The sequence below is a fragment of the Acidocella aminolytica 101 = DSM 11237 genome, assembly GCF_900129125.1.
Taxonomy (GTDB): Bacteria; Pseudomonadota; Alphaproteobacteria; order Acetobacterales; family Acetobacteraceae; genus Acidocella; species Acidocella aminolytica.
Window position 1 is genome coordinate 60,402 of the sequence record NZ_FQVJ01000004.1, and the last position, 24,761, is coordinate 85,162.

A 24,761-nucleotide genomic window follows, 5' to 3' on the forward strand; every position below is an offset into this window, starting at 1 on the left:
CTAAACCGTGCCTTTCGGCCAACGGCGATGCAGCCATAGCCAGTCGCCGGGCCGGGCGCGGATCCAGCCTTCCAGGGTTTGGTTCATCGCGTTTGTCACAGCCAGCATATCGGCCTGTTTGTCACCACTATCCGGCAAGGCCAGCGGCGGGTCGCATATAACCTGCAACCGCGCCGGGCCTTTGCGGACCACGTGAATCGGGAGAACTGGGCAGCGGAATTTCAACGCGAAGCTGGCCAGCGCATCCATGGTCATGGCCGTCTTGCCGAAAAACGGCACAGCCACTCCGGTATCCAACTTCTGGTCCACCAGCAGCCCCAGCGCGCCGCCTTTTCGCAAATGCGCATAAGCCGCCCTGGCACCCGTGGCCCCTTTCGGGAACATCTGCACCGGCTTGCCATATCCTTGCCGCCGCAATCGGCCGAGAATCTCGTCCACCGCCTTATTGGACGCGGCGCGATACATAAAACCGAAATCAAGCCCCTTCGTCTCGGCCATAACGGGCATCACTTCCCAATTACCGAGATGGCCGGTAAAAAACAGAACCGGCTGTCCGGGCGCCAGATTCGGCGCCACATGCTCGTTCCAGCCCGTCAGCACATAGCCGGGCTGGTCACTGCCCTCGGGAACTTCGCGGATTTGCTTCAGGGTCACCAGTTCTGTAATGCTCTGACCCAGATTTTCCCAGACCTGCCGGATAATCCGCTGGCGCTGCGACGCTGAAAGCGCTGGCAAAGCCAACCTCAAATTAGCGTCCCCCACCTTGCGCGAAACCGGCAAAAGCGGGCCAATCGTCCGGGCCACCGCACCGCCCAGCCTGGACGCCGCCGTAACCGGCAAGGCTGAAAGCAGCTTCACCAGCGCGCGAACAACCAGCGCCTCAGCGCGCCGGGAAAAGGGCAAAGGCGCGTCGTTCATGCATTCAACAACAATTCCAGCGCAAGCTCATCCTCCCAGACAAGCTGCGCCTGCACCACCAGACAAGCCGCGCGCAGATTAGGAGGCAGCTTCACAAAATCCTTCGCCGTGGTCACCAACCGAGCGCCTTTGTTGGCGGCCTCAGCCAGCAAGGCCGTTGCGTCCCGCGCCTCGTAAACATGGTGGTCCGGGTAGGCATGGCTGGCCACCAACTCCGCCCCCAACGACAATACGGAGCGGAAGAACTTATCTGGCCTGCCGATGCCCGCAAAAGCAATAACCGGGCGACGGCCCAGCGGCTCTATGCAGTCCGGGATCAGATTAGCGCGCAACACCGGCAGAAAAGGTGGAAGCTGCGCCAGGGCGCCGGTTTCATCATTACCAATGAGTATCGCCGCATGGCAACGCTGTGCCGCGCAGGCCACCGGCTCACGCAGCGGCCCGGCGGGCAATAGCAAGCCGTTACCAAACCCATAGCCGCCATCAATCACCAATAACGATAAATCTTTCTGCAAGGCCGGGTTCTGCAAGCCATCATCCATGACAATGGCGGTAGCACCCTCCGCCAAGGCCAACCTAGCCCCCGCCGCGCGGTCACGGGCTTTTACAGTTGGGGCTGCGTCGACCAGCAAAAGCGCTTCATCCCCAACCTCATCTGCGGTGTGCAGACCACGTTCCACTAGAACCGGCCCCTCCAGCGCGCCGCCATAGCCACGCGTCAGCGCAAAAGGGAGCCCTGGTAGGCGTGACAAAATATCCAGCGCCACCACGGTTTTTCCTGCACCGCCAACACTGGCATTGCCCACGCATATCGTCTTGATACCAATCGACAGCCCAGGCCGCCCCACCCGCCTAGCCGTAGCAAGGCGGGTGATCAGCCCAAAGGGCCGTAAAAGCTGCGCGGCAAGGCCACGCCTGGTCCAGAATTCGGGAGCTATCATGACACATCATCTAAGATGAGCCTTGCGAGGCGTTCAGGCAATCGCTCCACTTCCGCAAAAATCGCGGCCGCGCGTTGACCCGCCGCTCGTGCCTCCTCCGGCAAAGTCAGCCAGCCCCGCACAGTTCCGGCCAACCCGGCAGCGTCCTGCACTTCAGCCAGCGCCTGAGCCATCCGCAAACGCGCGGCCGCTTCCTGGAAATTCTCGAGATGCGGGCCGGAAATCACAGGCCGGGACAGCAAAGCGGGTTCAACGATATTGTGCCCGCCAAACCCGGCTAGAGAATTGCCAATGAATGCAAACGATGCCAGCCGGAAAAACAGCCCCAGCTCGCCCAGCGTATCCGCCACATAAACCTGCCCAGCCACTGGCGGCTGCCCCAAGGCACGGCGCGGCGCGGCGCCACACAACGCCGCCACCTCAGCCCCACGTTCAGGATGACGCGGCGCCAAGATTGTCACCAATCCTGGAAACGCCCCCAGCAAGGCCTGATGTGCTTCATAAACCAGTATCTCCTCACCGGGATGCGTACTAGCAGCCAGCCAAACCGGCCCCGGTAAGGCGGCTTGCAGCGCAGCCAGGGTTGCCTCGTCATACGGCAAGGGGGCCGCGAAGAATTTCAGATTGCCCCACTCCAGCACCCTCGCCGCCCCCAACGCCCGGAAATGCGCGGCATCCCCAGTTGATTGCGCATGGATGGCGGCAAACCCACCCAGCAGCCGCCTCGCCGAACCCGCCGCACACCGCCAGTTCCGGGTGGACGCAGCGGAGATCCGGCCATTGACCAGAAACCGACGAATCCCCCGCGCCTCGCAGGCCAGCAGCAGATTGGGCCAGATCTCGCTTTCCAGAAACACCGCCGCATCCGGGTGCCAATGCTCAAGAAACCTAGCTCCCCATTGCGGCACATCCAGCGGCACGAATTGATGCACGGCCCCTTCCGGCAAACGTGCCGCCGCCAGCAGGGCCGATGTCACCGTGCCGGTGGTCAGCAGCACCGGGCCGCGCGCCGCCAGCAGCTTAATCAGCGGCAGGGCGGACATTGTCTCCCCCACACTGGCGGCATGCACCCACACCAGCGACCCTTCAGGCCGTGGCAATGAGGCGAACCCCTCCCGCTCACCTAGGCGCCCGGCTACCTCCTTGCCCCGCCCCGCGCGGCGCCGCAACATCCGCCGCAACACAGGCGGCGCCAACCGGGTTGCACCCGCGTAAAGCCCTAAAATCATGGCACGGCCCGCTCTTGCGCCGCGTTCAACGCCGCCTCAATCGCAGGCAGTGCGGCGCGCCAGTCCTCACGCGACACCTCCACCGGCGCCCCGCATACCAGCACCAGCCGCCCGAATGGCAGCGGTATCCGCATCTGATCCCAGCTTTTATGCAAGGTGATAAACCGGCTCGTGGCCGCGGCGCAGGGCAGGATTTTCACCCCCGTGATTCCGGCCAAGGCCGCAACACCCGCCGCCGCGCGCCGGGCCGGGCCTCGCGGGCCATCCGGGGTGATCGCGACATGCGCGCCGCCTTTAATACTGCGGACAAGCTCCTGCATCCCAGCCACGCCGCCCTTGGAACTGGAACCAGACACCAGCCCCATGCCCAAAGCTCGCATTATATTGCCAATTAACTGTCCATCCCGGTGGCGGCTGGCCAATGCCACTGCCGGGCGCATCATGCCGGCTTTATGCACCTCCCGCCATAATACCGGCATTGTGGGCAGGGTTTCGTGCCAGAAGGCCGTGATCATTGGTTGTTCACCTGCCAAAAGGCGCATATTCTCCGCGCCTTCAATTCTGAAGCCAAGCTGCAAGCGCAAAACGGCATGGATATACCAGGCCAGCAGCCGGGCCAGGACAGCTCGCACAGGAGCGGATTTAAACAAAGAACGCACCCAGCGCGGGTAGCACCAACCGGCGGCAGTTGCCAACGCGTGACCCAACCTTTACCGGGCGCGCATGTCTATTTTCACGCTGTCGCACGGCCTGCTCTGGCCCACGCTCCACACACTTTCCGCGCAAGGCTGGCTGATTGTCATCGGCGCTTTACTCCTGGGCGGCCTGGTGAAAGGAGTTGTGAGCATCGGCGTGCCGCTGGTTGCCATTCCTCTGCTCACCGGGTTGCTCACGGTCAAGCAGGTAGTGCTTTTGCTTTCCATGCCCATCATCCTCGGCAACATTCCGCAGGCGCTGGAGGGTGGAAAAACTTGGCCTGCCCTCAAGAGCATCGGGTTTCTGGTCATCGGCGCGGTGGTTGGCATCGCGCTGGGGGTGAAAATCCTGTTCATGATTCCGGCGCATTTGGCCGTGGGGCTGGCCGGATGCATCCTGCTCGTCGCTGCCATCACCCTGCTCGCCGCGCCGAAATTCACCCTGCCAAAGAAGTATGCCGCGTCGATGGGGCTGCTAGCCGGATTTATCAGCGGGCTGATGGAGGGCGTTTCAGCCATCCCAGGCCCGCTTCTGGCCACCTATCTCATCGCCACCGGTGCCACGGGCAAACGTTTCACCAAAGAGATCGCGCTAGTGCTAGTGATCTCCGTGGCCGTGCTCATTGCCATGTTCGGGCAATCCCGCCATGCCAATGAGACAGACCTTCTAATCTCCGCCCTGGCGGCTGTTCCGGTCATTGCGGGAATCGTGGCTGGCCGCCCGCTGCGCGATGCCTTGCCGCCCAAGCTGTTCCGCGCCCTGGTGCTGCTGTTCATTATCGTGGCAGCAGTGCAGATGTTGCGGCGGTCAGGTTTGCTGGGGATCTAGCTCCTGCAGGCCGCGCCACTGTCGGTCCAGCGCTGCGTTAAACTCAGCCCCAAACAGTACGACATAGGCCGAAATATAAAACCACATCATCAGGCCGATAATCGTGGCCAGCGGACCGTATGTCGCGCTGTAGGCGGCAAAGCGGCCTACGTACAAGCCAAACGCCCAGCTTGCCGCGAGCCACGCAACCGTGGCGATGGTCGCCCCCGGCGCGTAGAACATGCGATCTTGCCCCGCCGGGCCAAAGCGGTAAAGCAGCCCGAGCGCGACGATGACAAAGCTGATCATCGCCCCAAAGCTGATCAGCCCGACCAGAAACTCCAAATTCCCCGGCAGACCGATATACGCCATCGCGATCGGCAGAAACACCAGAAAGCCAATGGCCAGAATGGTGCCCAGCACGGCGATGAAGGTCATGCTGAGCGCCACCAGATGAAAGCGGATCAGCCCGCGCGTCTCACGTTCATGATAAGCCAGCGTTAGCGCATTGATCACGGATTTCGTGCCCGTGGAGGACGACCAAAGCGACAGCAGTAAGGACACGGCAAAAGACAGCCCCAGCCCCTTGGCGGGCTGCGCCACCAGATTTTGAATCCGCTGCGATATCAGCATGTAAACATCCGGCGGCATGAAGCCTTGCAGATAAGCAAGCTGCGGCTGCACCGTATCCGGGTCGAACACCAATCCGTAAAGCGAGATCAGCATGGTAATGGTAGGGAACAGCGCCAGGGTGGCATAAAATGCACATCCCGCCGCCACCAGGGACACACGCTGCGAGGCCGTGGCCCGCGCGGCGAAGATTGCGGCACTCTTAACCCGCGGCATGTTCGCGCGGCTGAATATCTGACCCACCATAAGATGAGTTTAAAAATTCAAGCCGCTTATTCAAGCATGTAATGCAAGCTTCATCCGCACTTTAGGTCTCAGCCTTCAAGCAGAAAAGCCTTAATCCGCGCCTGGCTCTCATAATCCATCAGCGCCGGGGCATGGCCCGCATCCGCCACCACATAGCCCTCGGCACCTTCCTTCAACATACGCTCATAGGTCTCGCACAGCAGCAGATCGCTCTCAGCCCCGCGAATCACCAGTCTTGGCGCGTGAATCATCTCCCAGACAGGCCACATATCCACATCCAACGGCACGGCGGCACGCATCGGGTCGATGATCTTCGGGTCGTAATGCATGGCAATCCTCTTGCCGCTGCCGGTGGGGTCCAGCACCTGCCGGGCGGAGAACCGGGCCAGATGCGCCCACTCCGCATCAGAAAGCAAGCCAAACGGCGCATGAACCTCGCGCAGATGCTGGGTGAGGTCCGCCATTGACCCAAAACGCTCCGGCGCCTCCAGCATATAATCACGGATACGCTGCAACGAGGCTGAAGGGATGTAAGGGCCAATATCATTCAACACCAGCTTCTTGATCGGCGTATTCTGCGCGGCGGCGATCATCATGCCACAAATCCCGCCCAGAGATGTGCCAACCCAGGACACCGGCTTATTAAGTTGGGCCAGCAAATGCGCCAGTGCCACCACGTAGGTCGGCGGCTGGTAGGCCAGCCCATCCTGCAACCAGTCGGATTTTCCGCGTCCTGGCAGGTCTGGGCAAATAACATGGAACCGGTCGGACAGTGCCTCCGCCAGCGCATCGAAATCCCGGCCATTGCGTGTCAGTCCATGCACGCAGACTACGGCGGGCGCGGCCGGATTGCCAAACTCGACATAAGCCATTTTGTAAAAGCGCGTGCCAAACAAATAATTGACAGCCCCTGCCCGCGCCATGCGCTACTCCTTCTCTCGACCGCTCTGTAATCCTGCCTTATGGCCATAAATGATGCCGACCCGCGCCACAACCAACCCGGCCCGTTTGAATATAATGCGGCTCATCGCCGGGTGCGCCGCGCTGAATTTAACCTTACTGGCCTTGCTGTTAGTAAGCAAAGCGAGGCTGAATAGCGATTTCATGGCGTTTTGGGCTTATCCGCGGTTTGCCGCCGGGGCGCATCCGGAGTGGATCTATAACGCCGCCTCGCTTAAAGCATTTGAGCAAAAGCTGTATCCAGGCTTTCACAGCTTTTACCCCTACATCTACCCGCCGCCGATGCTGCTGGCGCTGTCCTGGCTGAAGACGCTGCCCTTCGGCGCCGCTGAACTCGTCTGGACCGCGCTGGGGGTCATTGCATTGGCCTTAGGCACGCGCGCCTTGTTTCCTGCCCGTCCCTGGGCGGCGCTGGCGGGGCTTTTGGCAAGCCCCGCAGCTTTGCTCTGCATTGCCACCGGGCAAACCGGCCTGTTCGCCACCGCGTTGCTGCTGGCGGGGTTTGCCTACCTGCCAAAACGCCCGGCGTTAGCTGGGGTTTGGTTCGGGCTGCTGACGCTTAAGCCGCAGTTTGGGCTGCTGGTGGCCGTGTTTCTACTCGCGCGCGACGCCCGGCGTTGCATCCTCACCGCCAGCCTCACCACCCTGGTGCTGGCGGGCGCGGCCTGCCTCTTTCTACCCGCCACCTTATGGCCACTCTGGCTGCACGCCATGCCGGCCTATCAAAATGGTTATTTCCAAGCGTCACACCTCAATATCGCCCCGGTTATCACACCTGCCGCCAATCTCGCGATGCTTGGCGCCGGGCCTGCGACCATCTGGGCCGTGCAAGGGCTGTGCGGGCTGATGATGATCGCCTTGACGGTTTGGGCAGCCCGGTGTGTTCCGTACCGGTTGGCGGTGGGAATCGCTCTAATCGCCAGCTTTCTCGCCCAACCACATGCTTACGCTTATGACAGTCTCTCTATTATCGCCGCCCTGGCCCTCGGGCTGGAAGCTGTGCCCGGCAAAGCAATGCAGGCGCTGGGGAGCGTTACCTATCTTGCGCCATTCTTGCTGCTCTCAGCTTTCTCACCTTGGTTTTTCTATTCCCCCCTGCTGGCTGCATGTCTGCTTGCCTTGATAGCCCTTGCGTTTTCGGCACGAAAAGGGGCAGACTCGATGCATGAGCCAGACCCTGTTCTACCCCCCTCAACCGCCTGATCAAGCGCTATCGGAAGGCGTGATTCTACGCCGCTGCGCGGCCCTGATCATGGATGCCATTTTCATGAGCATCTTCGGCTGGGCCATGGTCTTCGCCATCGCCATTTTCGGCGTGCTGACTTTCGGGTTTGGGTGGATTGCCTTTCACATTCTGCCCTGGCTGCCGTTTGTTTATTACACGCTGCTGATTGGCGGCACCGGCGCCACGCCGGGCCAGCGCATGGCCGGGCTTGCTGTCCGGCAGGACACAACGCTGGCCGCCCCAACGCTGGCCCAGTCCTTTGTCTGGTCGCTGCTGCTTTGGCTCAGCTTCGCGCTGGCGGGGCTGCCTTTTCTGCTTGCCTTCTTGAGTCCGCGCCGCCGCACGGCACATGACATGCTGTCCGGTCTAACACTAATCCGCGCCACGCAATTTCCTTATTGACGCCGGGCGCGCGAGTCTCAAACATAGGGCTTACAATGAGCTTCAAGCCCGCCAGGAGACCACACTTCTTCTACACCACCGCCCCTCTGCCCTGCCCTTACATTCGTGGGCGGACAGAACGCAAAGTGGTCACGGAACTCGCGGGCGTCTCTGCCGAAACATTGCATGACCGGCTTTCGCGCGGCGGTTTCAGGCGCAGCCACAACATTGCTTATGCGCCGGTCTGCCCTGGTTGCAATGCATGCGTGCCCATTCGCATCCGCGCCGATGCCTTCAGGCCAGACCGCACGCAAAAGCGCATCGAACGCCGCAACGCCGACTTGCTGGTACAGGAAATGCCACCTCGCGCCACGGCCGAGCAATATGCGCTGTTTCAGGCTTACCAGAGCGCCCGGCATGGGGATGGCGATATGTCCACCATGAGCTTTTACGATTACCGTGCCATGGTGGAAGACACGCCGATCGAAACCTCCCTTGTGGAATTCCGCCTACCCAGCGGACGGCTGGTGGGCGCCTGCCTGACAGACCGGCTGGAAGATGGGCTTTCAGCCGTTTACAGCTTTTTTGAAACAGAACTGGGGCCGCGTTCGCTTGGCACCTACGCGATCATCTGGCTGGTGCGCCGCGCGGTGGCGCTAAATCTTGAGAATGTCTATCTCGGCTATTGGGTCGAGGAGAGCAAGAAAATGGCCTACAAGGCCAAATTCCAACCCAGCGAAGTATTGCGCGGCGGCAAATGGAAACCGCTGGGCGAGGCTACGCCGCTGTTCTCCGGCCTGCTGTCACAACCCGTCTGAGATTTTAGGGCTGGACGCGCGGCCGCACCGTGCCCATCTGCAAAACTCAAGCATCAAACAGCCGAAGGTCTGTCTCAGATGGCCATGCCGCGCCCTAAACTGCATCACCTCGCAGCACTGTCCTTACCCGTTCTCGCAGTGGCTGGTTACACGGTCTGGAGTCGGCGCTCACCTGTCGGCAACCCGCTGGTGCCAGAACCGCTCAAACCCGTGGACCTCAACGCCTATCTCGGGCGGTGGTATGAGGTTGCCCGATATGAACAGGCTTTCGAGAAAGGTTGTGAAGGTGTCAGCGCTGAATACCGCCTGCGGCCGGACGGCAAGATTGATGTGGTGAATAGCTGCCGCGCACCGGATGGTAAGTTCCGTACCGCCCGCGGCACGGCCAAAATTGTCCCCGGCTCACAAGGGGCCAAGCTGAAAATTAGCTTTTACGGCCCTCTTTATATTGGCAATTACTGGGTCATGGACCATGCGGAAGATTACAGCTGGTCAATCGTGGGGGATCCCACGGGTCGCTATCTCTGGCTGCTGTCCCGGCAGCAGGTGCCGGAGGAGATGGAGCGGCACAGCCTCATCAAGCGTGCCACCGCACTGGGGTATGATACTTCACGGCTGGTGATCACCACGCAGCCCTGAAGCACGGCTCAGAACCCAAACATATGGTCGAGCGAGAAGCCGCCCGCCTCATCCTCCAACCCATGAAAGCCGAAAAGACGGCAAGTCACATCACGGATTAGCACATATCCCGCCTCGCCTGCCGCCCGCAGCGCGGCGGGGGCAAAATGCTGATCTGGCCGCATGAGCTTTGACCCTGAACAAGCAATGCGGATACGTGAGGTTTCCAGCAGCACCCCGTTCGCATCATACAGTTCCAGGTCAGTGCTGGAATGTTCTTCCCACGGCGCCGAAGCCGGATAAATCAGCACGCAAAAGCTCTCCCGCCCGCCGAAACCCAGCTTCAGGAACAACCGCGTGGAAAGCCCTGGCGGCTTACCGGTATAGCTTTGCGGCTCGTTCTTATAGACCATCAGCGTATTGAAAATATGCGCGCCGAAGCTGCTTTCCGCCGCATGGCCGTTGGCCCGATCCTCAAAGCGAAACAAAGCGTGCAGCCAGCCATCCGCCTCACCGCCGTCACGGAAATCATAGACGAGTTCCGCGTGGCCGCCTTCCAGCAGCGCGCCGTCCGGCAGCAGATCGTCGAGATCAACCGCGCATTCATGGTTGCGCGGCAGGCGGCCCAGGAATTTTTCAGCGATCTTCTCGCCCTGCGGGGTGAACACATCCAGCCGCAGCGGCATGTCGCGTTCAGCCTCCACCATCGGGGTGGGCAGCGCGAAAGTGCGGAACCGCCCACGCGGCAGCACCGGAAACGGCAGCAAATAGCCGCGCCCCATGGAGGGATGCAGCGCCTTAATCTCAGGGTCAGGACGCAAATCCGCGCGCTCGACATTCACATGCGCGATGCGCGTGCGTCCTTCCCGCACAACCTCATAGCGCGGGCGCACCACATGCCGCCCGGCGCGGACCTCAAGCTGGGCGGGCCAGCGCAGATCCGGGAAAAGTTCCGCCACGTCCAGCGCGCGGGTGGCAAAAGGCGGTATCTCCTCCTCCAGCGCCACCGGCGCATCCGCGCCCATACGGTCCAGCGCCAGATCGCCCGCCGGAATTGGCACGCCATGGCTGTTCTGCACCCAGAGAATCACGCGCTCATCCGCGCGCGGCGCGGGCAGCCCGGCAAAGCGCGCGGCTGGCCAGGCATTGGCGTCATGCGTGCAGGAGAGCGAGGCACCGTTATCCGTAGCGTAGGTATCCAGCGCATATTTCACCACATCATGCCCCGCGACACCGATGGCATGGATAAAAAGCTGCCCGGTAAAGGGCTTCAGCCCAAAGCGTGCGCGTACCTCCCGGCTGTCCACCACATAGCCGCCAGGCCCGGTGGGGGATTTCTGCGCCCATTCCGCCAAAACCTGCCCACCTTGGTCAAACAAAATATGCTGAAATAGGACTTCCTTCGCGCCATAACCCGCCCAGTAATTGGCCGTAGTCAGGCGCGTGGCAAAACGTTCATCGTCACGAAAAAACACGAAATTCGTGGCGAAATTCCGGGGCTCCAGATAACGCCTCGACACGGAGAGCCAATCTTCCGGCAGCTTCACGGCATCAAGCGTCACCAGCTCCGCACCGGGCGGCAGCAGGGTTTGCAAATGCTGGGCGCGGCGCCCGGCATCGAAGGCCGCCAGCAGCACTTTCCGCACCCGCGCCTGCGGCAGGTCCAGCAGAGCGCGTGCCACATGCCCGGTCCGGATCTGGCCGATCGCCTGGGTGTCCTGCACATACAGCCCCTCGACCTCGAAAGCCGGGCATAAAGCGAGCAGCGGCCCGGCAATGCCATCCGGGTCGAACAAAGCCACCGGCCCGACCGTCTCCGCCAGCCTGGTCAGGGCCCGCGCCGCCAGCGGATGCGACAGCGCCTTATAAACGACATTGCCGCCCCGTACATTGTCGAAGGTTTCAATATTCAGCATCCGTCACAAACTCCCAGGCGGCGGCGCAGCTCCTGGCCCGCCCATTCCGTGTCATCCAGTGGCGCTGTATCCCACAGCTCCAGCCGCCCTGCAAAATCCCGTACCCGGCCATCCGCCACCAGCGCGTCCATGAAGGCGCCGATACGCGCGGATTTGCCCGGCAGGCGCACCAGCAATACCGGCGCGCTGGTGGCCACTGCCTCGGAGACCATGGAGACAGAATCCGCCGTGCATACGACCTCGTCCGCGCAAGCCAGCATCCCGAAATAAGGGTTCTCGCCGATAAAATCCCAGATCCAGGCGCCCAGCGGCTCCAACGCCGCGCGCAGAATCGCCATCACCTCCGGCGCCGTGCGGCGTGACGGCGTGATCATCAACCCCGCCCCCTGCCGCATGATATCCGCCAGTTGCGCCGCCAACAGGGTCGCCTCGGCCGCTTCAAACCGGTAACGCCCGTTGGAACCGCCCAGCAGCACCGCCACCAGCGGGCGCGGCAGATGCGCGAAGCGCGGCGCCCACACCGCTTTTTCTAACGCCAGCCGGGTTCGCGTCACACGATGCAGCGCGGTGCGGGTTACGATCACGTTCGGCCCTTCAATCCCGTCATGCCGCCCCGCGAGAATCGCATCGAACCGCGCCAGCGCCATGCGTGGATGCTGGATGGCCACGGCCTTCACATCCCGTCCGCGCAGCGCCGCCGCCACGCGTGCGCCAGCTCCTCCCGCGCCGATTACCACCGGCGGCAATGGCGCCGCGAACAGCTCCGCCCCCACCGCCCAGTGGGGATTGAACCAGAAATTGGTGGGGATATGCCGCCATGGCGCCCGGAACCGCAACGCCCGAAAATCCGGAGCCAGCCCGGCAGCTTCCGCCAGCCCCAGCGCCTGAGATTTCAAACCCGCGAGATCAGTGCAGATAATACGCGCTTCACACATGGTGCCCGGCTTTGCGGCGGCAAGGGGATAACGTCAACCCAGCCGCATTGCACACCACCGCAGGTCGGCTAGAGTAATGATCATGACGTCCGGCCCCGTAACCGCACCGCAAACTGGCCTGCCGGTATTCGCGGTGGAGATTCCACCACCGGACCTGTCCGCCTATGTTCAGGGCAATACCGGCATACCCGGCTTCACCCTCATCGATTCAGGCCGGTCGGGGCCACATGTGGTTCTGGTTTCACTGATCCATGGCAATGAGTTCGCGGGTGCGATTGTCCTGAAAGAGCTGCTGGATAGCGGTTTCAGCCCCTTGCGCGGCAAGCTCACGCTGGGTTTTGCCAACCTTGCTGCCTATACGCGCTTCAACGCGGACAACCCCATCGCCGCGCGCTATGTGGAAGAAGACCTGAACCGCGTATGGGACGATTTCGCCCTGTTCGGCGTGCGCCGCTCGACGGAGCTGGAACGGGCGCGGGAAATTAAACCCATCGTCGATTCGGCGGATATTCTGCTGGACCTGCACAGTATGCTCTGGCCTTCAGACCCGGTGCTGCTCTGCGGGGCCGGGCCGCGCGGGCGGGCATTGGGCATGGCGGTGGGCACGCCGGAACTGGTGGTGGCGGACGCAGGCCATGCGGGCGGCAAAAGGCTGATCGATTACGGGCGCTTCACTGAAAACGCGCCCAACGGTGCTGCCTGCCTGCTGGTGGAAGCCGGGCAGCATTGGCGACCCACGGCGGTAAAGCAAAGCCGCGAAACAGTCCGGGCCCTGCTGCGCCATGCTGGAATGCTGCACGCCGCCGCCCGCCCCCCAATCAGCCGCTTTGCCGAAGTTGTGCAGGTGGTCACCGCGCGTACCAACCGCTTTGAGTTTGTTCGCCCGTTTCGTGGCGGTGAGGTCATCGCCAGGGCGGAGACGCTCATCGCGTATGATGGCGACGAGGAAATCCGCACGCCGGAGGATAATCTTATCCTCATCATGCCTAGCCTGAAGGTCAGCCACGGCCATACGGCGGTACGGCTGGCGCGGCTGGGCCGAGACAAGGATAGTTTCTCAAAATTGCCATGAAGGGCTGGCAAAATCTGGCTATGCCCCAGCCGCCCGCCCAAGACACCATCCGCGACGACCACATCACCGCCACAAGCAAAGAAGAAATCGGCGCGCTCACCGGTATTCGCGGCGTGGCGGCAGTACTCGTGGTGATTTATCATATCTACCCGTTTACCGATTTCCCCTGGGGGCTGCGGCAGATTGTTGCGCGCGGCTATCTCTCGGTGGATGTGTTCTTTGTCCTCAGCGGGTTCGTGATGGCGCTGAATTACGGCGCGTTGTTCAAAACCGGCTTTTCCAGCGCGACCTTTGGCACATTCATGTTGCGGCGGCTGGCTCGGCTTTATCCACTTTATATTGTTTTTCTGTTGTTGCGGATCGGCTATTCCCTGCTCGCCTATGGCAGCCTGCATGTCAAAAATTATTGGTTCGCGGTGGATCTGTCGCATCCCGCGGCATCGCTCTTCGCCAACATGGCGATGATACAAAGCTGGGGCATCGCCACCGCCATCACTAACCCCACTTGGTCCATTAGCGTGGAATGGGGCGCTTATTTCCTGTTCCCTTTTATCATCGCCGCCATTCTGTATAGCCGGGCCTGGCAGGCTGGGCTGGCAACCGGCATCGGCGCGGGACTGGTTATTTTAGTCACATGGCTCACCCTGCATGACGGGCAAGGCCATAACGGACCGCTGGACGCTTATGACGGCCGCACCCTCGTGCCGATGATACGCTGCCTGGGCGGGTTCACACTGGGGCTGGCCACCTACCGGCTTTATCGCTGGGCGCCCGCGCGGCGCTGGGCGGGAAGCTGGCTCGGCTGGCTTGTCTGCCTGTATCTGCTAGCCGGCATTCTGCTGCATTGGGGGGATCTGGCCCTTTATGCAGCCTTCCCGCTACTGATCTTGTCCTTGGCCTGCAACCAGGGGCGGCTAGGGAGACTTTTCGCTTGGGGGCCTATCTTCCAGGCTGGCGTTCTGTCTTACGCCATTTATGTCATCCACAACCCCTGGATCGGACTATTCTACTGGGCGCGCCATACGCTGCCCAACTATATGCCGCATTGGCTGGCAGAAACGCTGATCGCGACGGGGCTAGCTGTGTCGATCCTCGGCGCCGCGATCATTCTGCATCACTTTGTAGAAGTACCCGGCCGCCGCTTGGTGCGACGGCTGACCATAGCAAGAACAAAAACCAGAACCATCGAGGCTTAACGCAAAAGCGCATCCGCCAAAGCGGTCCAGCTTGCCTCATCCGGCGCAAGCAAAAGCCCACCATTCGTGACCGAGGGACGATATTCAGAACCATCGAAATGCCGCGCAAAGCCGCCAGCCTCACGGTGCAACAGCACACCCGCCGCGTGGTCCCATGGCAGCAGCTTGCGGAACATCTGCACGTGGCAGTGTCCCGCCGAGAGCATCCGGTATTGATGCGCCGCGCAACGATAATCTGTCACCGCAGCCAGCCGGTCCAGCCGGTGCAGCACATGGGAGCGCAAGGGCTCGGGCATGAAACGCCAGGACATCGAGCCCACCATCTCCTCCACCGGCACGGGGGCGGCCACCTTTAAGCGCCGGCGTGTGCCGTCGGCGGCCGCCAGCCACGCGCCCTGGCCCTTCAGCGCCACCGCGCAATCATCCCCGAACGGATCAAAGATAAATCCGGCCAGCACATCATCCTGCTCGACCAGAGCTGCCATGATACCAAACAAGGGCAGCTCTGCGGCAAAGTTCGCGGTGCCGTCAATCGGGTCGAGAATCCAGACCCGTCCAGGTTCCGAAAGCCGCTTAATCCGCGCCGCGCCGGAGGAAACAGCCTCCTCACCAATCACATCATCGCCGGGAAACAGCCGGTTTAACCCGGCCTTCAAGGCTTGTTCCGCCGCTTCATCCGCCACCGTCACTGGGTCCAGCGGGCCGGATTTAATTCGGACATCCTCCGGGTTGAGGTTCTTAAACCGCGTCAGAACCTCCGTGCGGGCCACATGCCGCAGCAAATCGATTACGGACTGCACCTCGGTTTCATTCATAGCGTTTCAAACCTCGCTTTATCCGTGGCGGAAAGGCGGACCTCCAGCTTCACGTGGGTCTCGTCATCGGTGCGGAAGAGTACCTCGCCATGGCGGTACAGCCATGCGATGCGCGCACCGTCGGAAACCGGAACCTCCAGCGTGAACACCTCCTGCGCCGCCGCCAACCGCGAATCGATATCCGCGAGTAATTGCGGCAGCCCCTCGCCAGTCAGCGCGGAGACGGCAATGCCCTCCCCTTGCACCACATGCTCGATGCCGCCCAGCACATCTGCCTTGTTCAGAACTTCCAGCGTGCGGATAGGCCAATCCTCATCCAGCGCGCCTTCCTTGGCCATGCGGTTGAGCACATTACGCACATCCTTCGCTTGGGCCTCTGTGTCCGGGTGGGAGACATCGCGTACATGCAGCAGCAGATCCGCCTCCGCCACCTCTTCCAACGTGGCACGGAAGGCCGCCACCAGCTCGGTCGGCAACTCGGAGATAAAGCCCACAGTGTCAGAGAGGATGATATTCCGTCCCGAGGGCAGAACCAGCCCGCGCATGGTCGGGTCCAACGTGGCAAAGAGCTGATCCTCCGCCATCACAGTTGCCCCGGTTAGCGCGTTGAACAAGGTGGATTTGCCCGCGTTGGTATAGCCCACCAACGCCACAATCGGGTACGGTACCTTTTTGCGCGCCCCGCGATGCAGGCCGCGCGTGCGGCGCACATCCTCAAGCTCGGCCTTAAGTCGCACAATCCGGTCGCCGATCAAGCGGCGGTCTGCCTCGATCTGCGTTTCACCCGGGCCGCCCAGGAAGCCGAACCCGCCACGCTGACGCTCAAGGTGAGTCCAGGATCGGACCAGCCGCGAACGCTGATACTCCAGATGCGCCAACTCCACCTGCAACGCGCCTTCACGCGTGCGGGCCCGGGCGCCAAAAATGTCGAGGATCAAGCCGGTCCGGTCGATCACCTTAGTACCCCAGGCTTTCTCCAAATTGCGCTGCTGCACGGGCGTCAGGGCGGCATCCACCACCACCACATCCACCTGCGCGGCGCGCAAGGCGGCAGCGGCGGCTTCCACCTGCCCCTTGCCGAGCAAGGTCGCGGGCGTGATCGTCCGCAGTGGAAAAACCTGCTCATGGACGATCACGAGCCCAATGGACGCAGCTAACCCTACTGCTTCCGCGAGGCGGGCCTCAGCGGAACGAGTTTGACTGGCAGCAAAGGCCGCCTGCCTGTCCCATGGCAGCAAAATCGCCGCCCGGCTTGGCGGGGGCGCTGTCTCCCTCATCATACCATCCGAACGGGTTTAGTCCTCTTGGTCCTGTTCGAATTGCGACTCCGCAGTGCGGTTCAGTCGCAGCGTGCTAGCGCTGCCAGCCTCAGCAGCAGGCGCCGCCCCTTCAGCGCGGGAAGCATCGAACAGCATGATCGGCGCACCTGGCATCACGGTGCTGATCGCGTGTTTGTAAACAAGCTGCGTGTGACCATCACGGCGCAGCAGCACGGAGAAATTATCGAACCAGGTGATCACCCCCTGCAATTTCACGCCATTGACCAGGAACACCGTAACCGGCGTCTTGCTCTTACGGACATGGTTCAGGAAGACATCCTGCACGTTCTGGGATTTCTCATTTGCCACGGTTGCTGTCCTTTGTTTTTGTCGCCCACTTTGCCGGGCGAGTGATTGTATCCATTGTAAAAATTTCAAGTTCTTGAGGCTGCGTGGCGCACACCCCGTGGGATTTGTATACCAAGATTGTGCGCCGCCACAACCAGGCTCTTACCAAACCTTGCCAGCATGCTGCTTTTCCCGCAAAGCATGCCAAAATACAGGACGCCGCCATAATATGGCCACAAATACCAAGCCCGCCTCGCTCCCTGCGGAACCCACCCAAGCCCGCCGTTTCGGCAAAACCCGCGCTGCGCAATCCACCGCCATGCTTGAGGATTACGCCGAGCTGATCGACGATTTGCTGACCAGCACCGGAACCGCGCGGCCGACCGACGTTGCACGACGTCTGGGCGTCTCCCACGCCACCGCCATCAAAACTATTGGGCGGTTGAAGCGCGAGGGGCTGGCGACATCTGAGCCGTATCGCGGTGTGTTCCTGACCGAGGCCGGAACCGCGCTAGCGGCCAAAAGCCGGGAACGGCACCGCGTGGTGGTGGAACTGCTCACCGCCATCGGCGTGCCTCGTGAGGCCGCCGAGGAAGACGCGGAAGGGATTGAACACTACATCTCCCCGACCACACTCGCCGCCTTCAGGGCGTTTCTGAAACAGGCATGAACCGAGCTAGCCTTCACGCCACATGAACGCGCAATCTGCTTTCGACGGACTGGACGACGCCCAACTCGCCAGCCGTGCGCTATCCGGCGAACGAGCCGCATTTGATGAGATCGTGCGCCGCCATGGCCCTTCCACCCTCCGCGTGGCGTTACGCCTCTGCCATGACCGCGCCAGCGCTGAGGATATTACACAGGAGGCCATGTTGCGGGTCTGGAACCAGTTGCACCGCTACGACCCGGCCCTGGCCCGTTTTTCCACATGGCTGTATCGCATTACCGTTAATCTCTGCATCGACCAGTCCCGCAAATGGCGAGGCGAGGCGTTGCCGGGAAATTACGACGCGGCCGACACTAGCCCGGATAGCCAACAAACCCTGGCCGCACGAGAAGCCAAACAGCTTCTCGCCATGGCGCTGGCCCAGCTTCCCGTTCGGCAACGCGCCGTGATTCTGCTGGTTTATGAAGAAGGGCTTTCCGGCGCTGATACTGCCCGCGTGCTGGACCTTTCCCCCAAAGCAGTTGAGCGGCTTCTGGCCCGGGCGCGCGAGCAATTAAAAAAAGCTCTCCGGCGCAGGGGGATGCGTGAGTTTGAACCGTAACAACACGACGTCCCTTATAGGAAAGAGCATGGATATGATGAAACGCCTGAAAATCTCGGCTCTGGGTCTCTCGGCCCTGGTCTTAACCGGCTGCGCCAGCCCGCAAGTGACCGCGATGAGCCACACTGGCAGCAGTGCTAACACACCCGCGCCGGAACAAGTACTGGTAAACATCACCCCAGCGCCGCAGAGCAGCCCCACGGAAACGCAAACGGTGAATAACGCAGTCACCGGCCTGCAAACGGCTCTTATGGAAAACCTGTCCCGGGAGCATGTGGCTGCGTCCATCTATAACCCGGCCTTGGACCAAAGCGGCGTATTGGTAATGCATGTCACGATCTCCGCCGCCACACCTGGCAACGCCGCCGCGCGGCTTGTGGTGGGACTGGGGGCTGGCGCCTCTCAATTACTCGTCACCACGGATATACGCCCTGGCGGTCAGCAGCCCGGCGGCGCGGCAGAGCAATTTAGCGTGGCCAGCGGCAGCGGTGCCAAGCCGGGGCTGATTCTGCCGGGCGGCATTGCACTGGCGACGCATAATGTCTGGAGTCTGGCCATTGGCGGGGCCGTTGATGTGGCGATGAACCGCCGTTCCGGCATCAGCGCGGCGGAGGATAAAACCGCCAAGAGAATCGTGGCTGAGTTGAAGGCCTATTATACCGCACAGGGCTGGAACTGGCCCGCCCAGAGCGATTGAGACAGGAGGGCAGATCATTGAAAATCTCGGCATTCCGGCGGCTGGCGGCCGCCTACGGAGCAGATCTGACACGTTGGCCCGAAGCGCAACAGGCCGAAGCCCGGCGCTTGCTGGTAAGCTCAGCCGAGGCCCAGGCCCTGTTGCAGGCGGAAGCCGCACTGGACACCGCCTTGGCTAAACTGCTCCTCCCGCAGCCTGACGCAACGGATCTGGCACGGCTGCAAGCCGGCATTGCCACCCGCCTCGACGTCCCGAAACACCAGCCTTACCGACGACCCGCTTTGCCGCGTTGGAGCTGGCTCTGGGCTGGTGCCTCCGGCATGGTCGCCGCAGGGGTGGCGGTTGGGTTGTTAACCGCCACCCCGTCCGCCACAGCGGGCCTGCTCAGCGCATTGCAGCCCGCCGCCATACCGGTTTTTTCGGGATCATAGAATGAAAGCCCTTCCCTGGCGTCAAAGCGCCCTGTTTCTCTCCCTGGCGTTCAATCTGTTCTTGCTTGCGCTGATCAGCGCGCATGTGCTGCGAAATTGGCAGTTCGACACTGTCTTGAGCAGACAAACACCTTTGCAAAGGGTCCTTATTCAAGCCGAATCAGCTTTGTCTCCGGCTGACCGCAAAGCCTTCGACAAAGCGCTGCTGGCAGGTGAAGCGCAATTTGGCCCCGCAGCGGACAAAGTGGCTATCGCCCGGCATCATCTCGCCCAAACTCTGCTTGCCCAGCCTTATAACCCCACCGCGACAGAAGCCGCGCTGGCAGGCTGGCAGACAAGCTGGGTGCAGTTCCAGACAGCCTTTACCCCACCGTTGCTCAACGCGTTCCAAGCTCTTTCACCGCAAGGCCGCCAAGCCTTGGTGCATGAGCGCCGCACGCGGCTGCACACTAGCCCCTGACAATCGCCTCTCCGTCCCGCCAAGCCGGAAGGGCTGAAACAGTTTGCTTGAGATCTATTTGAACCTGCTTCATTTTCTCCAAAATGGAGAGGTTAGTCAGTATAAGCGAAGCGGCTCAGACGCTGGGAGTGTCGATTACGACGCTTCGGCGATGGGAAGCCGAAGGCCGGTTGCTGGCGGAACATACGGCGGGCGGGCATCGCCGGTATGATCTGGCAAAGCTGCTGCCGGAGCGGTTTCGGGCGGTGCAGCAAGCAAGCCGCAAAACCATCGGCTATGCCCGCGTTTCCAGCCACGATCAAAAGGATGACTTGGAACGCCAGAAGCAGGTTCTTGAACTGTATTGTGCTCGGCAGGGCTGGACGTTCGAGGTCATCGCCGGCCTCGGGTCCGGGACGGGATGAACTCCCGCAAGAAGGGCCTCAAGCGGCGGCTGGACGCGATCATTGACGATCAGGTTGGCAGGCTGGTGATCGCCCATAAGGACCGGCTGTTGCGCTTCGGCGCGGAACTGGTGTTTGCCATCTGCGAGGCCAAGAACGTTGAAGTGGTGATCCTCAATCAGGGCGAGGATACGGCATTCGAGGAAAACCTTGCCAAGGACGTGCTGGAATTCATCACCGTGTTCTCCGCCCGGCTTTACGGCTCTTGGTCATACCGCAAGCAGAAACTGCTTGATGGTGTCCGCCGCGCCGTCGAAGAGTCAGCGCCATGCTGATTGCGCACCGCATCGCACTGGACCCGACCGACAAGCAGCCAACCTACTTCGCCCGTGCTTCCGGCGCGTGGAACTGGGCGCTGGCCGAATGGCAGCGTCAATATGCGGCACGCAAGGAGGATCCATCTTTGCCGCAGCCGTACGATGCCGGGCTGCGCCGGCAATTGAACAGCCGCAAGCGCGAACAGTTTCCTTGGATGTTCGATGTGACAAAATGCGCCGCGCAGGAGGGCATCATCGACCTTGGCGGCGCGTTCCGGGCCTTTTTCGAGAAGCGGGGCCGCTATCCCAGGTCCAAAAAAAACCTGCCCGGCCAGCTTCTGCGCCGCCAATGAGGCGGGGACGTTCCGTGCCGATGGCAAGCGTATTGGGCTGCTGCCGGTGGTTGGCTGGGTGCGGATGCGCGAGGCCGTGCGGATCACCGGCAGGCTCAAGCGCGTCACGATTTCCCGCGAGGCCGACCGCTGGTTCGCCAGCGTCACGGTCGAGACGGACGATGTGCGGCCCGTGGCGCAGCCTTTGGCCGCTATCGGCGTCGATCTTGGCATCACCACCCTGGCCACGCTGAGCAACGGAGCGTCTATCCCTGGCCCCAAGGCTCACAAGGCGCTGTTGAAGCGCCTGCGCCGCGCCAACAAGGCCATGCCCGCAAGGTGCTTGCCGCCCGCCGGGCCAAGCGTAAATTCGGCGAGAACGTCGCCAAAGCCCGACGCAGGCTCGCCCGGCTGCATGCCCGGATCGCCAATATCCGCCGAGACGGCACGCATAAGGCGACAACAATATTGGCAAAGACTTACCGGCGCATCGGCATCGAGGATTTGAATGTGCGCGTCATGGCCCGCAACCGGCGGCTGGCGCTCTCCATCATGGATGGCGGCTTGTTCGAGTTTCGTCGCCAGCTTGAATACAAGACGCGGTTTTATGGCGCGGCGGTGATCGTCGCGGACCGTTGGCTTCCATCGAGCAAGACTTGTTCCTGCTGCGGTTCGGTCAAGGCCGAACTAGCGCTGTCGCAGCGGACCTATCATTGCGACGCCTGCGGGCATGAGATCGACCGCGATCTCAACGCTGCCCGTAATCTCGAACGTTTGGCCGCAAGCTCTGCGGTGTCAGCCTGTGGAAAGGAACGCTCTGGCGCTGTGCGCAAGCCCCGCGTGAAACGAGCCTTGAAGAAGCAGGAACCGAACAGCAGCCTCGCCGCGTAGCTTTAATCAGCTATGGCAAGGTATGCATAGGTTTCGGAGAGCGGTTCAACTATTCCGGCTTTTTTGCGCCTTAACACGGATACGAAACGTTACAATTCCATCTGTCGCACGGCTCATGCCCGTCCGTAACAACAGCATCAACCAACGACGCGGAACGCTAAACACCAAGGAGACAGGACATGACCCACAAAACAATTCTCGCCGGATTCACGACTTGCGCGCTTTTGCTGGCCGGGCTGAGCCCCGCCATGGCAGCCGGATGGTCCTATACCGGGCCGCACGGGGGAAGCGTGACCCGCTGGGGAGCCCCACCGCCACCACATTATTACCATTACGGATATAGCAGCGGGGCCGTGGCCGCCGCTGGGGTTGTGGGGCTGGCGACTGGGCTGGCCATCGGAGCCACGACTCAACCGCCCCCTCCACCGCCTGTTATAGTGGCGCCACCACCGCCGCCACTCACGGTTTATGTTACCCCGGCGCCTGGGTATTATTACGCGCCGTGACGCTTAAAACCGGAAGGAAAGCGCCACCGACCCATATTGGAAAGCTGGCGAAGAATTATGAAATTCCGGCGTCTCGAAGGTTTCAACCGCCGAGAGCCTCACGCCATGGAAGATCATTGCCGCGCCAACCTCCAGATCGCCTTGTAACGGTGTCAGCGGCACGGAGCGGCTGGATTGGAAGCTATTGCCCTGAATAAACAGGTTATGCGCCACCAGCCGCCCCAGCACGCCGCCAAACACATACCAGACGAAGGGCCGGGTGGGCGTGTAGGCATCCGTGCCGGAGAGCTGCGGCTGAATCAGCGCCGGGCCGAAATCTGAATCCAGCCCTTGGCCAAATCTTATAATGCCGCCCGCCTGCGCATAAATCTCGGTATTGCCAACCTGCCCGGTCAACTGCGGCAACACCTGCACGCCAACCCCGCCAATATCCCCCACATTCTCGCGCCAGATCCGCCCGCCGAAGAAATCCATCGTCGGCTCATTATGCAGCTGATAATGCCAGCCTTTGTTTGTGGTCTGACCAATAACCGCATGAAACCCGTTTTGCACGGACTGCGCGAGCGAGGCGGGCCCCACCACCCCAACCGCAACACCGGCGAGTGAGCGGGTCTGCGTGGTATCCTGAATCAAGCTGAACCGCAGGGAGAGCTGCCCGGCATAGGGGCGGTCATGCGGGTTGGGGTCATAAAGCTGGGTGTTTGTGGGGGTAAAGATCACCTGCTGAAGGTCGAACTCCATCCGCTGAAGCCCAGCCCCGAACAGGCTGTGGCCAAGCCCGGAGACAAAGCCTGGCACCGCCCCCGTGGGGCCGACATAGCCGAGCCGCTCGCCGGAAGTATAAAGTTCATCCGTGCCTGGGATTGAGGCGGCGTCATTTTCAAGTTGAAAGGTCAGAATGCTGTGCGGGTCTGCTGGCGGCACGGAGGCCATGACCGGCGTAGACACAAGCACAGCCGCTCCCAGAGCGGCGAGACAAGAGGCAGTCGCGGCTTTTTTCACGTCGGCAATACCTTGTATTTCAGAACCTGAAGAACTTTGCTTTCCGCAAGATGTGGTGGCCATGACAAAAAAGCAAACTCATGGCCTTAACGTTCCTCATTCGTACTCAACGCTAGATCGATCAGCCGTTCCAGAACTTCACTCTCCTGCGCCCCGGCAATCGCGTATTCTCCATCAATGAGAAAACATGGCACGCCGTTAATGCCGAGCCGGTGCGCGTGGAGATTTTCTGCGTGCACAAACTCCGTGCCCTCGCCTGAATCCAGAAAACTCCGCACTTCCTCCACTTCCATACCAACCTCGCTTGCCAGGGTTGTGAGTACAGCATGGCTACCAATATCCAGCCCCTCGACAAAATGCGCGGCGAAAATCCGCGGTACCAGCCTGTTGGCCAGCCCGGTCCGCGCGGCCTCACGCACCAGCCGGTGGGCTTCCACACTGTTGGGGGTGCGGCGGATGGCGGAGAAGTTGATCGCGATCCCCTCAGCTTCGCCCAGCTCGGCAATGGATGCATAAAGCCGCTTCGCCCTGTCCTCCGCGCCGAATTTACGGATCATGTAATCCGCCCGCGACATGCCGCCCTTGGGCATATCCGGGTTCAGCAGAAACGGGCGCCAATTCAACACCACGTCCAACTCACGCCGCCGCGCAAGCAGAAAGGAAAGCCGCTTCACCCCCAGATAACACCAGGGACAGACAAAATCGAAAACAATCTCGATCAGGAGTCGCGACGGCAAAGGCGCCAGACTGTTCATTACTTTTGAATAGCGGATTTTCTACCCTGGCGCGAGAGGCCTTACCAACTGGCGCAAGGCGGACATACCCGCGTTTCAATCCGAGGGCGGCGGCAAAATCTTGTTTGAAAGGGCATTTTCGCTTAATTCCGCGGCATGACCGAGAATAACGACGTCCCCCCCCAAGACAGCGCCCCGCAGGACGCTGCCCCGCAGGAAGAAAAGCTCCTGGAAGCACCGGATCAGCGTATCGCCACGCTGGAGCAGGAATTGCAGGAGATGCGCGATAAATGGCTGCGCGCCGAGGCCGAGATGGCCAATCTGCGCGCCCGCACTAAGCGCGAGGTTGATGATGCCCGCCTCTACGCAGTGCAGAAATTCGCCCGCGACGTGGTCGAGGCGGCGGAAAATCTGAAGCGCGGCATCGACAGCCTGCCCCAGAAGACCGAGGCCGAGCCTGAGCTGGTCTCCAAGCTGCGTGAAGGCTTCGAAGGCATTGAACGCTCCTTCATCGGGATTCTGGAGCGCAACGGCATCACCCGGAACGATCCGACTGGCGCGGCGTTCGACGCCAACCAGCATCAGGCCATGGCCGAGCAGGAAAGCGCCGAACACCCGCCCGGCACCGTGATGCAGGCCTGGAGCCAGACCTGGCAGCTTAACGGGCGGCTCCTGCGCCCGGCGATGGTTGTTGTCTCCAAGGCACCCGCCCAGGGGTAAGATTTAAAAC

Annotated in this window: 29 protein-coding genes and 2 pseudogenes; 18 read left to right on the forward strand and 13 right to left on the reverse strand. The window is 61.5% G+C overall.

Annotated elements, in window-relative coordinates; all coding sequences use genetic code 11:
* Genes BUB54_RS03340 through BUB54_RS03355 form a run of 4 tightly spaced genes read right to left on the reverse strand, consistent with a single transcriptional unit; the run spans position 1 to position 3,720 of the window.
* A complete protein-coding gene (locus BUB54_RS03340) occupies positions 1–918 on the reverse strand; it encodes a lysophospholipid acyltransferase family protein (RefSeq protein ID WP_048880152.1) in 918 nt (305 codons plus the stop codon).
* The gene (gene lpxK / locus BUB54_RS03345) at positions 915–1,859 is read right to left on the reverse strand and encodes a tetraacyldisaccharide 4'-kinase (protein ID WP_048880151.1); all 945 of its coding nucleotides are present in this window, start codon (positions 1,857–1,859) and stop codon (positions 915–917) included. Before lpxK ends, BUB54_RS03340 begins: the two co-directional genes overlap by 4 nt.
* Positions 1,856–3,088: a 3-deoxy-D-manno-octulosonic acid transferase gene (locus BUB54_RS03350; RefSeq protein ID WP_073211245.1), complete on the reverse strand. Its 1,233-nt coding sequence runs from the start codon at positions 3,086–3,088 to the stop codon at positions 1,856–1,858. Before BUB54_RS03350 ends, lpxK begins: the two co-directional genes overlap by 4 nt.
* Positions 3,085–3,720, reverse strand: coding sequence for a lysophospholipid acyltransferase family protein (locus tag BUB54_RS03355; protein ID WP_139284773.1), 636 nt, complete (start codon positions 3,718–3,720; stop codon positions 3,085–3,087). Before BUB54_RS03355 ends, BUB54_RS03350 begins: the two co-directional genes overlap by 4 nt.
* Positions 3,721–3,811: 91 nt before the next feature.
* On the opposite strand from BUB54_RS03355, the gene BUB54_RS03360 reads away from it, so the two are divergent.
* Positions 3,812–4,612 carry a sulfite exporter TauE/SafE family protein gene (locus BUB54_RS03360; RefSeq protein WP_048879123.1) on the forward strand — a complete coding sequence of 267 codons (801 nt, stop codon included), beginning with the start codon at positions 3,812–3,814 and terminating at the stop codon, positions 4,610–4,612.
* On the opposite strand, the gene BUB54_RS03365 is transcribed toward BUB54_RS03360, so the two are convergent.
* Entirely contained in the window at positions 4,592–5,437 is an 846-nt protein-coding gene (locus tag BUB54_RS03365) for a YihY/virulence factor BrkB family protein (protein WP_048879135.1), read from the reverse strand. The two genes, BUB54_RS03360 and BUB54_RS03365, sit on opposite strands and share 21 nt — an antisense overlap.
* A 98-nt stretch (positions 5,438–5,535) precedes the next feature.
* On the reverse strand, positions 5,536–6,390 hold the full coding sequence (locus tag BUB54_RS03370; RefSeq protein WP_048879122.1) for an alpha/beta fold hydrolase: 855 nt from the start codon (positions 6,388–6,390) through the stop codon (positions 5,536–5,538).
* 49 nt (positions 6,391–6,439) lie between these two features.
* Here BUB54_RS03370 and BUB54_RS03375 point away from each other — a divergent pair, with 49 nt between their 5' ends.
* The 4 genes from BUB54_RS03375 (at position 6,440) to BUB54_RS03390 (ending at position 9,490) form a co-directional block, all read left to right on the forward strand.
* Positions 6,440–7,630, forward strand: a complete 1,191-nt coding sequence (locus tag BUB54_RS03375) for a glycosyltransferase family 87 protein (RefSeq protein WP_082075670.1) — start codon at positions 6,440–6,442, stop codon at positions 7,628–7,630.
* Positions 7,593–8,054 carry an RDD family protein gene (locus tag BUB54_RS03380; RefSeq protein ID WP_048879120.1) on the forward strand — a complete coding sequence of 154 codons (462 nt, stop codon included), beginning with the start codon at positions 7,593–7,595 and terminating at the stop codon, positions 8,052–8,054. Before BUB54_RS03375 ends, BUB54_RS03380 begins: the two co-directional genes overlap by 38 nt.
* A gap of 35 nt (positions 8,055–8,089) precedes the next feature.
* The gene (locus BUB54_RS03385) at positions 8,090–8,851 is read left to right on the forward strand and encodes an arginyltransferase (RefSeq protein ID WP_048879119.1); all 762 of its coding nucleotides are present in this window, start codon (positions 8,090–8,092) and stop codon (positions 8,849–8,851) included.
* A gap of 84 nt (positions 8,852–8,935) precedes the next feature.
* Entirely contained in the window at positions 8,936–9,490 is a 555-nt protein-coding gene (locus tag BUB54_RS03390) for a lipocalin family protein (protein ID WP_082075674.1), read from the forward strand.
* Positions 9,491–9,498: 8 nt separating this feature from the next.
* On the opposite strand, the gene BUB54_RS03395 is transcribed toward BUB54_RS03390, so the two are convergent.
* Complete coding sequence (locus BUB54_RS03395) at positions 9,499–11,385, reverse strand: hypothetical protein (RefSeq protein ID WP_048879117.1); 1,887 nt, start codon at positions 11,383–11,385, stop codon at positions 9,499–9,501.
* The gene (locus BUB54_RS03400; RefSeq protein WP_048879116.1) at positions 11,379–12,320 is read right to left on the reverse strand and encodes a mitochondrial fission ELM1 family protein; all 942 of its coding nucleotides are present in this window, start codon (positions 12,318–12,320) and stop codon (positions 11,379–11,381) included. The genes BUB54_RS03395 and BUB54_RS03400 overlap by 7 nt, the downstream gene beginning before the upstream one ends.
* Positions 12,321–12,402: 82 nt before the next feature.
* On the opposite strand from BUB54_RS03400, the gene BUB54_RS03405 reads away from it, so the two are divergent.
* Together BUB54_RS03405 and BUB54_RS03410 are read left to right on the forward strand one after the other, a co-directional pair.
* On the forward strand, positions 12,403–13,392 hold the full coding sequence (locus BUB54_RS03405; RefSeq protein ID WP_052948373.1) for a M14 family metallopeptidase: 990 nt from the start codon (positions 12,403–12,405) through the stop codon (positions 13,390–13,392).
* Complete coding sequence (locus BUB54_RS03410; RefSeq protein WP_048879114.1) at positions 13,389–14,588, forward strand: acyltransferase family protein; 1,200 nt, start codon at positions 13,389–13,391, stop codon at positions 14,586–14,588. The genes BUB54_RS03405 and BUB54_RS03410 overlap by 4 nt, the downstream gene beginning before the upstream one ends.
* On the opposite strand, the gene BUB54_RS03415 is transcribed toward BUB54_RS03410, so the two are convergent.
* Genes BUB54_RS03415 through hfq form a run of 3 tightly spaced genes read right to left on the reverse strand, consistent with a single transcriptional unit; the run spans position 14,585 to position 17,031 of the window.
* A complete protein-coding gene (locus BUB54_RS03415) occupies positions 14,585–15,403 on the reverse strand; it encodes an inositol monophosphatase family protein (protein WP_048879113.1) in 819 nt (272 codons plus the stop codon). The genes BUB54_RS03410 and BUB54_RS03415 overlap by 4 nt on opposite strands.
* The gene (gene hflX, locus BUB54_RS03420; RefSeq protein ID WP_048879112.1) at positions 15,400–16,680 is read right to left on the reverse strand and encodes a GTPase HflX; all 1,281 of its coding nucleotides are present in this window, start codon (positions 16,678–16,680) and stop codon (positions 15,400–15,402) included. Before hflX ends, BUB54_RS03415 begins: the two co-directional genes overlap by 4 nt.
* A gap of 18 nt (positions 16,681–16,698) precedes the next feature.
* On the reverse strand, positions 16,699–17,031 hold the full coding sequence (gene hfq, locus BUB54_RS03425) for an RNA chaperone Hfq (RefSeq protein ID WP_048879111.1): 333 nt from the start codon (positions 17,029–17,031) through the stop codon (positions 16,699–16,701).
* Positions 17,032–17,239: 208 nt separating this feature from the next.
* Between hfq and mntR the strand changes: the two genes are divergently transcribed.
* From mntR to BUB54_RS03465, 10 genes and pseudogenes are all read left to right on the forward strand, one after another.
* Positions 17,240–17,680 carry a manganese-binding transcriptional regulator MntR gene (gene mntR, locus BUB54_RS03430; protein ID WP_048879110.1) on the forward strand — a complete coding sequence of 147 codons (441 nt, stop codon included), beginning with the start codon at positions 17,240–17,242 and terminating at the stop codon, positions 17,678–17,680.
* Positions 17,681–17,702: 22 nt separating this feature from the next.
* Complete coding sequence (locus BUB54_RS03435) at positions 17,703–18,278, forward strand: sigma-70 family RNA polymerase sigma factor (RefSeq protein WP_052948369.1); 576 nt, start codon at positions 17,703–17,705, stop codon at positions 18,276–18,278.
* A 28-nt stretch (positions 18,279–18,306) separates the two neighbouring features.
* A complete protein-coding gene (locus tag BUB54_RS03440; protein WP_048879109.1) occupies positions 18,307–18,975 on the forward strand; it encodes a DUF4410 domain-containing protein in 669 nt (222 codons plus the stop codon).
* 17 nt (positions 18,976–18,992) lie between these two features.
* Positions 18,993–19,406 carry a hypothetical protein gene (locus BUB54_RS03445; RefSeq protein WP_048879108.1) on the forward strand — a complete coding sequence of 138 codons (414 nt, stop codon included), beginning with the start codon at positions 18,993–18,995 and terminating at the stop codon, positions 19,404–19,406.
* Between the two features lies 1 nt (position 19,407).
* Complete coding sequence (locus tag BUB54_RS03450; protein WP_048879107.1) at positions 19,408–19,866, forward strand: periplasmic heavy metal sensor; 459 nt, start codon at positions 19,408–19,410, stop codon at positions 19,864–19,866.
* Between the two features lie 83 nt (positions 19,867–19,949).
* Positions 19,950–20,584, forward strand: a pseudogene (locus BUB54_RS03455) (IS607 family transposase).
* Positions 20,578–20,919 (forward strand): helix-turn-helix domain-containing protein, encoded by a 342-nt coding sequence (locus BUB54_RS21065; RefSeq protein ID WP_199444700.1) that lies wholly within the window; start codon positions 20,578–20,580, stop codon positions 20,917–20,919. The pseudogene BUB54_RS03455 and the gene BUB54_RS21065 overlap by 7 nt, the downstream one beginning before the upstream one ends.
* Positions 20,920–20,983: 64 nt before the next feature.
* A pseudogene (locus BUB54_RS21895) lies at positions 20,984–21,151 on the forward strand (RNA-guided endonuclease InsQ/TnpB family protein); the annotation flags it as partial.
* 86 nt (positions 21,152–21,237) lie between these two features.
* Entirely contained in the window at positions 21,238–21,789 is a 552-nt protein-coding gene (locus BUB54_RS21070; protein ID WP_199444699.1) for an RNA-guided endonuclease InsQ/TnpB family protein, read from the forward strand.
* A 179-nt stretch (positions 21,790–21,968) separates the two neighbouring features.
* Positions 21,969–22,295 carry a hypothetical protein gene (locus BUB54_RS03465; protein ID WP_048879106.1) on the forward strand — a complete coding sequence of 109 codons (327 nt, stop codon included), beginning with the start codon at positions 21,969–21,971 and terminating at the stop codon, positions 22,293–22,295.
* 3 nt (positions 22,296–22,298) lie between these two features.
* Here BUB54_RS03465 and BUB54_RS03470 read toward each other — a convergent pair whose 3' ends face one another.
* A complete protein-coding gene (locus BUB54_RS03470) occupies positions 22,299–23,297 on the reverse strand; it encodes a lipid A deacylase LpxR family protein (protein ID WP_158320115.1) in 999 nt (332 codons plus the stop codon).
* Positions 23,298–23,383: 86 nt separating this feature from the next.
* On the reverse strand, positions 23,384–24,052 hold the full coding sequence (locus tag BUB54_RS03475; protein ID WP_048879104.1) for a DsbA family oxidoreductase: 669 nt from the start codon (positions 24,050–24,052) through the stop codon (positions 23,384–23,386).
* A 135-nt stretch (positions 24,053–24,187) separates the two neighbouring features.
* Between BUB54_RS03475 and BUB54_RS03480 the strand changes: the two genes are divergently transcribed.
* Positions 24,188–24,751: a nucleotide exchange factor GrpE gene (locus tag BUB54_RS03480; RefSeq protein ID WP_048879103.1), complete on the forward strand. Its 564-nt coding sequence runs from the start codon at positions 24,188–24,190 to the stop codon at positions 24,749–24,751.
* The last annotated feature ends 10 nt before the right edge of the window (positions 24,752–24,761 follow it).